The 7,294-nt window shown below is 36.7% G+C and carries 9 protein-coding genes; 6 read left to right on the top strand and 3 right to left on the bottom strand.

The window, feature by feature from the left end; genetic code table 11:
• The 4 genes from AB1397_05075 to larE all read left to right on the top strand — a co-directional run.
• A partial coding sequence (locus tag AB1397_05075) for a carbamoyltransferase C-terminal domain-containing protein (protein ID MEW6482356.1) occupies positions 1-864 on the top strand: 864 nt, incomplete at its 5' end.
• On the top strand, positions 851-1,030 hold the full coding sequence (locus AB1397_05070) for a DUF5989 family protein (protein ID MEW6482355.1): 180 nt from the start codon (positions 851-853) through the stop codon (positions 1,028-1,030). The genes AB1397_05075 and AB1397_05070, both read left to right, overlap by 14 nt.
• Positions 1,031-1,083: 53 nt before the next feature.
• Complete coding sequence (locus tag AB1397_05065; GenBank protein MEW6482354.1) at positions 1,084-1,632, top strand: 4Fe-4S binding protein; 549 nt, start codon at positions 1,084-1,086, stop codon at positions 1,630-1,632.
• A 99-nt stretch (positions 1,633-1,731) separates the two neighbouring features.
• The gene (gene larE, locus AB1397_05060) at positions 1,732-2,523 is read left to right on the top strand and encodes an ATP-dependent sacrificial sulfur transferase LarE (protein MEW6482353.1); all 792 of its coding nucleotides are present in this window, start codon (positions 1,732-1,734) and stop codon (positions 2,521-2,523) included.
• Here larE and AB1397_05055 read toward each other — a convergent pair.
• The 3 genes from AB1397_05055 to AB1397_05045 are packed head-to-tail and all read right to left on the bottom strand — an operon-like array spanning position 2,513 to position 5,861.
• On the bottom strand, positions 2,513-3,211 hold the full coding sequence (locus AB1397_05055; protein MEW6482352.1) for an ABC transporter ATP-binding protein: 699 nt from the start codon (positions 3,209-3,211) through the stop codon (positions 2,513-2,515). The genes larE and AB1397_05055 overlap by 11 nt on opposite strands.
• Positions 3,204-4,598: a transglutaminase-like domain-containing protein gene (locus AB1397_05050; GenBank protein ID MEW6482351.1), complete on the bottom strand. Its 1,395-nt coding sequence runs from the start codon at positions 4,596-4,598 to the stop codon at positions 3,204-3,206. Before AB1397_05050 ends, AB1397_05055 begins: the two co-directional genes overlap by 8 nt.
• A 57-nt stretch (positions 4,599-4,655) precedes the next feature.
• Entirely contained in the window at positions 4,656-5,861 is a 1,206-nt protein-coding gene (locus AB1397_05045; protein ID MEW6482350.1) for a type IV pilus twitching motility protein PilT, read from the bottom strand.
• 130 nt (positions 5,862-5,991) lie between these two features.
• On the opposite strand from AB1397_05045, the gene AB1397_05040 reads away from it, so the two are divergent.
• Positions 5,992-6,723: an RsmE family RNA methyltransferase gene (locus AB1397_05040; protein ID MEW6482349.1), complete on the top strand. Its 732-nt coding sequence runs from the start codon at positions 5,992-5,994 to the stop codon at positions 6,721-6,723.
• Positions 6,710-7,294, top strand: a 585-nt coding sequence (gene tilS / locus AB1397_05035; GenBank protein MEW6482348.1) for a tRNA lysidine(34) synthetase TilS, incomplete at its 3' end; no start/stop codon positions are given. The genes AB1397_05040 and tilS, both read left to right, overlap by 14 nt.

The raw sequence follows: 7,294 nt of genomic DNA, 5'->3' as shown, positions 1-7,294 counted from the left end.
GTAAATTGCCTTTATAAAGAGACAGGTCTTAAAAAGCTCTGCATTGCTGGAGGCGTTGCCTTAAATAGCGTCGCCAATGGAAGGGTATTAAAAAAGACGCAATTTGAGGAATTATATATTCAGCCGCAGGCAGGCGATGGTGGAGGTGCATTGGGAGCAGCCTTATATGCCTATCATAGCCTCCTTGGAAAGGAAAGGAGCTTTGTGATGGAGCATGCATTTTGGGGAAAGGAATATAGCTTTGGAGAAATAAAGGAATTCCTTGACAAAAATAATATTCCTTACGAATATATTGAGGATGATGAGAGATTGTTTGAAAGAATTGTTGGCTATCTTCAAAATGATAAGGTTGTAGGATGGTTTCAAGGAAGATTTGAATGGGGTCCTCGGGCATTGGGAAATAGGTCAATCCTTGCAGATCCCAGAAAGGCAAAGATGAAGGATATTGTGAATATAAAGATAAAGTTTAGAGAGCCATTTAGGCCCTTCGCACCATCTGTTCTGGTGGAAGAAACAAGCAAATATTTTAACCTTTCTAATCCATCATTGCATTATCCTGCAAGGTTTATGCTTTATGTGGTAGATGTTTTAGAAGACAAAAGGGATATTATTCCTGCAATTACCCATGTGGATGGAACAGGAAGGCTTCAGACTGTATTTAAGGAGACAAACCCAAAGTATTATAGGCTTATTGAAAAGTTTAAAAGCGCAACAGGCATTCCCCTGATTTTAAATACATCCTTTAATCTAAAGGGAGAGCCTATTGTTAATACGCCAGAGGATGCTTTTAACACATTTAGTAAAAGTGGAATGGATGTATTGGTGCTTGAGAAATTTATAGTAAGAAAAAATGGAGATAATTAAAGGAATAATTACAAGGTTTGGGATAATGGGCGAATTGATAGGATTTCTTTGGCAAAGAAAACTTTGGTGGCTTATTCCCATGGTTGTTGTTTTGCTCCTCTTCGCTTTGCTTCTTATCTTTGCCCAATCAAGTGCGGTTGGTCCTTTTATCTACACCTTATTCTGATAAAATTTTGTCCGAATTATTAAATCTTTATACACTATAAACTTTATAACGCAATGAAGCTCTCCATTATCAGAAGGATAATAAAACTTATCTCCCTTATTCTTCTCTTTCCCATTCTTATTCCCATAAAATTTTGCCCATATTCTCTTCCTTGGATTGCCTGCTCAGGATGTAACCTTTTATATTGCCCTGCGAAAACCTTAAGAAACCCTATTCTTTATATTGCAATTCCCCTAAGTCTTTTTGGAAGGCTATTTTGCAGATTTCTCTGCCCAGCGGGAACAATCCAGGATATAACAAACAATATCTCAAGAAAAATCTCTGGTCCTGATATAAGGCTTTATTCAAATCCTTACATAAAATATGCATTCCTTGCTTTTATATTAGTCCTTTGTTTTGACCTTGATACCTCTTTCTTTCCTTCCTGTTACTACTGGATTCTTCCCCTTTTTGGAATATTTTTGTTTCTCTCCTCATTTAAAGCTAGATATTGGTGCCTTTCTTTATGTCCAATTGGTTTCATTCTTTCCATTTTTAGATTAAACACCCTCTCTGCCTTCGGCAGACACCCCTCTGGAAGAGGGGAATTAAGAAATCAATAATAGCTAAACACAAACTAAGAGTTTAAATGCATAAACAGTTTGATTTTTACACCTTATGCTTCCTATAATTTTTGGTAAAAAAGATCGGGCTTGGAATAAATGCAAAATAAGTTAAAGCATCTAAAAGAGGTCTTGCAAAAAATGGAGGGGGTTTTGATTGCTTATTCAGGTGGCGTTGATTCAACCCTTCTTCTTTATCTTGCAAGCAAGGAATGCAAAAATGCACTTGCTGTTATAGCAAGCTCTCCATTGTATCCTAGAAAGGAAACAGAACAAGCTAAAATAAATGCAGAGAATTTTGGGGTAGAATATTTGGTAATCGAAACAGATGAGCTAGAAGACCCAAAATTTATAGAAAATTCAACCCAGAGGTGCTACTTTTGTAAAAGAGGGTTATTTTTAAGGCTTAAAGATATTGCCAAAGAGAGGGAATTAAATTATGTCATTGATGGGACAAACTTTGATGATACAAATGATTTTAGACCAGGCATAAAAGCACAAGAGGAATTTGGAGTAAGAAGCCCTTTAAAAGAGACAAAGCTTACCAAGCAGGAGATTAGAACCCTTTCAAAAAAGCTTAAGCTTTCTACCTGGAATAAACCAGGGTTTGCCTGCCTTGCCTCAAGGTTTCCCTATGGAGAGAAAATAACAAAAGAGAAATTAAAAAGGGTAGCCTTGTCAGAGGAATTTTTATTAAGCCTTGGTTTTAAACAATTAAGGGTAAGGTCTCACAATAGCATTGCAAGGATAGAGCTAGAAAAAAAAGAGATGAAAAAGGCTTTAAGGCTAAAGGATGAGATTTCAAAAAATCTTAAGGCATTTGGATTTTCTTATATAACCCTTGACCTTACTGGATACAGGACAGGAAGTATGAATGAGATTATTTTGTAATCTCAAGGAATGCCTCCTCAAGGCTTTCCTTCTTTTGCAGGTCCTTAAGGAATAGGGGCGAGCCTTCTGCAATGATTTTTCCTTTATGGATAATAGAAATCCTATCGGAAAGCTCCTCTGCCAAAGATAATTGATGCGTGGATAAGATAACCGCTGCACCCATTTTTGTCCTTTCCTTCAATATCTTTTTTACAAGGTGTATGGATTTTGGGTCAAGTCCAACCATAGGTTCATCAATCACAATATAGGATGGATTGTGTAAAAGCATTGCACAAAAGCATATCCTCTGTTTCATTCCATGGGAAAACTCCTCAATCAATGTATCCTTATAATCTGATATTTCAAATAGGGAAAGAAGTTCATCGCCGCTATTATCTACTTCATATAAATCCTTGATAAAGCTTAAAAACTCCCTTGGGGTTAACTTGTCATAGAGAAATGGAATGTCTGGAATATAGCCCAATAGCCTCTTTGCAGCAATAGGCTCCTTGTTTATGTCATATCCACCTATGGTAATTTTTCCACCTGATGGTTTAAGCAAGCCTGTAATAAGCTTTAAGGTTGTTGTCTTCCCCGCACCATTTGGACCTAAGAGGCAAAAAAATTCTCCCTCTTTTATCTTGAGGCTTATGTTATCAACTGCCCTTACATTCCCAAATGTCTTTGATAGATTCTCTAATTTAATCATATTCCAACACCTCTATCTTTACATTCCCTATATATCCCAACAATCCAATCTGCTCTCCTATGTCTCCTTCTATCAAAGGAATGTGTGTTGCATCTGTTGGTGCCTGGTTGAATGTTGGATCCATTGATACCCATTTCCCACAGAATACCTTAGCCCAGGCGTGGTAATAAAACCTTTTGTCAGAATAGGACAAGCCAACCACCATCTTGGTTGGGATTCCAATAGACCTGCAGAGAGCTGTAAATAATATTGTATGCTCATTGCAATCACCTCTCTTGTTTTTTAAAACCTCAATGGCAGAGGGAAGGCTAAATGCTGGCTTTTGGGAAAGGGTAGTATAAACCCATTCCATAATCAAAATTGAGGCTTTCTGGCTATTTTTTTCTTTACCCACAATCTCTTTTGCCTTTTCTATAATCCTTTTGTCATTTGCCTGAACAAAGGCTGTCTCTTTTGTCCATTCTTTATATTCCTTGATGGGAAGTGTGTAGGGTATCTCTGGAAAGGCATCCTTCTTTATCACAAGAACCTTTTTATCCATCTTTATCTTAAAATAGGAAACCTTTCTTGGCTCTTTTATTATCCTATTTGATGGTATAGAGGAAAGCCTTGAGATATCTGGATATGAGAATTTGACCATATCTTCTTTTTTTTTATCCTCCCTCTTCGCTATGAAACCTTGAGGAAGATATGCCTTCAATATTCTCCCATCCCTTGTAGCATAAAGCTTTGCTTTAATACTTTGATATGAAATAACAATGGGATATGTCTCATAAAGCTCATCATCGAACATTATTGTTGTTTTCTTTAAAACCTTAAGGGTTATTTTTTCATTCCCCATTATCCCAAATGGGTCAAAGCTTTTTAAACAATAAACCCTCCCCTCAGAGAGCTCGGGCAATGTTGGAACAAAGCTTGAAATAAAATCCTTCTCTTTGTATTCCATCTTACCTACCAGGTTTCCTCCCGAATAAAGGGAGGCGATTATTTTGTTATTTACCCTCTCTCCCTTTGCTTCTATCTTGTATTGCTCTGAGGAAAGAAGAGAAGAAAATGAGGAAAGCCTGTATTTATCATCAATTAAAACCTCTGTGGTGATATTGATAGAGCTTCTTTCTCCAAATGCCTTGACAAATAACCTTGTTTCATTGGATATGCTGAATCCAACCCTATTGCCTGGAAAGGAATATGCATCAATATAGCTCTTTGAGAAGCCAATCTTTTCATTATCAAGATAGATTCCAAGGTATTCTTCTCTGTAAGGGTCTTTCTTTCCAAAAATATCATAATATGTAAGGCTATACTCTTTTGAAAAAAACCCCTCCTTTTTTAAAAGAAAGGTCATTACAATAAGCCAGGCAATAGCAATTAAAACCTTTATTTTCATAAGGTAAATTGGTATGTGTTTAGCTCCTTAATACGGAGTTTACTTGATAACCACAGATTACAATGAAAATTGGTCTTTTGTTTTTAAAATGCTGGAGGGAGGTTTCTGTTTAACCTCTTCCTTACTTAAAATTTCTTCTTCTTTTGGTATATATTCCTCCATAATTACATCCTTTCCAGAGTATATCCCCCTTATATTTAGCTTAAACTCCTCAGGATTCGTTGAGGCAGAGAGGGCATCGTCATAGCTTACCATTCCCCTTTGATAAAGGCTTATTAAAGATTGATTAAATGTTTGCATTCCATAAAAATCGCCGTCTGCAATAGCTGTTGGAATCTGAGAGATCTTATTTTCCTCAATAAGCTTCTTAATAAATGGTGTAGCAACCAAGATCTCACAGGCGGGGACCCTTCCCTCTATATCACACCTTGGAAGAAGCCTTAAGGAAATAATTGCCTTAAGGCAGAGAACAAGCTGCATCCTTATTTGGTTATGCTGATAGGGTGGAAAGAAGTTTATTATCCTCTCCAATGTCTGGGTTGCATCCAAAGTGTGCATTGTGGTAAGGACAAAGTGTCCTGTTTCAGCCGCAGATAAAGCCGCCTGAAGACTTGTTATATCCCTCATTTCACCCACCATTATTACATCTGGATTCTGTCTGACCACATGGATTAAGGCATCATTAAATGATAGGGTATCCATCTCAACCTCCCTTTGATTGACAATGGAAAGATTATCCCTGTGGAGAAATTCTATAGGATCTTCAATGGTTACAATATGGCACCTCCTTTGTTTGTTTATATGGTCTACCATAGAAGCAAGGGTGGTTGATTTTCCCGAGCCGGTTACACCGGTTACTATAATTATTCCCCTTTCGGTTTCAGAAAGCTCCCTTATGACCTCGGGAAGATTTAAATCTTCAAATGGCGGGATGTTAAAAGGAACAAGCCTTAATGCCATAGCTATTGAGTTTCTCTGCCTAAATATATTGATTCTAAACCTTCCTAAGCCAGAGGCAGAATAGGCAAGGTCTTGCTCCATCTTCTCTTCAAAATTCTTTCTCTGCTTTTCATTCATTACAGAATATGCAAAGCTTTCTGTTTCTTGTGGAGTAAGCCTCCTTTCCTTCCATTTTTCAGATTGTAAGTTAACAAGCCTTCCTGCAACCCTTATGGTTGGAGGGCTTCCCACCTTAATAAAAAGGTCTGATGCCTTTGCCTCAACCATAAGGGCTAAAAGCTCTTCTATAGATTCTTCAGGCATAGATTAAGTATAGAAAATGTAATGTATTTTGTAAAGGTTCTTATTAAATTCAAATAGCAAAACAAGGCGAGTAAAATGGTATAACTTTAAACTTGACCTTTTTTTCACCTTGTGGTATTTTTATAAGAGATTGGAAAATAGATTTTTTGTAGAAGAACCAAGGGATATTACAATTATTAAAGAGAAAGAGACCCTAAAGCACATCAAGGTTTTAAGGCTTAAAGAAAAAGACACAATTGTCATCCTTGATGGAAAATGTGGGAGGTTTAAAGGGATAATAGAGAAAATAGATAGAAAAGAATGTATTGTCAAAATTACAAAAAGGGAAAAATTAAAGCCTCCCTCCATTGAGATTACCCTTGTCCAGGCTCTTCCAAAGCATCCAAAGATGGATTTGGTAGTTGAAATGCTGGGAGGATTTTCTATAAAAAGGATAATTCCCCTTATTGCAAAAAGGTCTATCCCAAAAAAGGAAAACATTGAAAGGCTTAAGAATATTGCAAAATCCTCATTCCTTACCTCTGGCTCTTCCCTCCTTCCCCATATTTCCAATTGTCTTTCGCTTGATAGAGCAATAGAAGAAATAAAAGGGGATGATTTGATAATTGTCCCCTGGGAGGAGGAAAGAAAAACCCATTTTAAGCCTATTCTTACCTCCCATAAATCTTCAAAAAAAATCTCTGTTTTTATTGGACCAGAGGGTGGATTTGACAAGAGCGAGATAGAAGCTATTCAAAAAATAGGTGGAATTTCTGTATCATTAGGGGATGCAATCATAAAAACAGAATATGCAGCCTTTTTTGTTATCTCATCAATCCTTTATGAATTTAAAGCAGCCAAACCTAAAATTGAAAAAAGATAGAATTAGGCTTGTGGTTTTGAAGGAGCTTGAAACACTTGTTTCGCAGGGAGATAACATCTTAATTGGAGCCTCTGGTGGTTGCGATTCAACAGCCCTTGTTTATCTACTTTATTCACTAAAGAAAAGGTTTTCTCTTTCTCTTTCCCTCTGCCATTTCAACCATTGCCTTAGAAAGGAATCGGAGAAAGATGCAGAATTTGTTAAAGGCATAGCAGAGAGGCTTAACCTGGCGCTTTATGTTGAAAGATGGGAAAACCCTATTCATTCACAAAGGATGGCAAGAAGGGCAAGATATGATTTTTTTTTAAAAGTTGCGAAGGAAATAAATGCAAAAAGCATCGCATTAGGGCACAATCTTGATGATAATATAGAAACAATCCTATTTCATATCATAAGGGGAGAAAGCCCTTATGGAATAGAAGAAAAAAGGGAGATGGATGGAATTAGAATTATAAGGCCATTGATTGATATTGAAAGGAAAGAGATTGAGAAATATTTAGCGAAGAATAACATCCCTTTTATAATTGACAAAACAAACACAAAGCCTATATATACAAGGAATAAAATAAGG

It is taken from the genome of bacterium (genome assembly GCA_040756715.1).
Lineage (GTDB): Bacteria > UBA9089 > UBA9088 > UBA9088 > UBA9088 > JBFLYE01.
The sequence above is the reverse complement of the archived record's forward strand: the minus strand, read 5'-3'. Positions and strand labels throughout refer to the sequence as shown.

Bases quoted from the DNA above. Each gene is read 5' to 3' on its own strand.
- AB1397_05050 (MEW6482351.1), bottom strand. From the start codon at position 4,598: ATGAAAATAAAGGTTTTAATTGCTATTGCCTGGCTTATTGTAATGACC.
- AB1397_05055 (MEW6482352.1), bottom strand. From the start codon at position 3,211: ATGATTAAATTAGAGAATCTATCAAAGACATTTGGGAATGTAAGGGCA.
- AB1397_05070 (MEW6482355.1), top strand. From the start codon at position 851: ATGGAGATAATTAAAGGAATAATTACAAGGTTTGGGATAATGGGCGAA.
- larE (MEW6482353.1), top strand. From the start codon at position 1,732: ATGCAAAATAAGTTAAAGCATCTAAAAGAGGTCTTGCAAAAAATGGAG.
- AB1397_05065 (MEW6482354.1), top strand. From the start codon at position 1,084: ATGAAGCTCTCCATTATCAGAAGGATAATAAAACTTATCTCCCTTATT.
- AB1397_05045 (MEW6482350.1), bottom strand. From the start codon at position 5,861: ATGCCTGAAGAATCTATAGAAGAGCTTTTAGCCCTTATGGTTGAGGCA.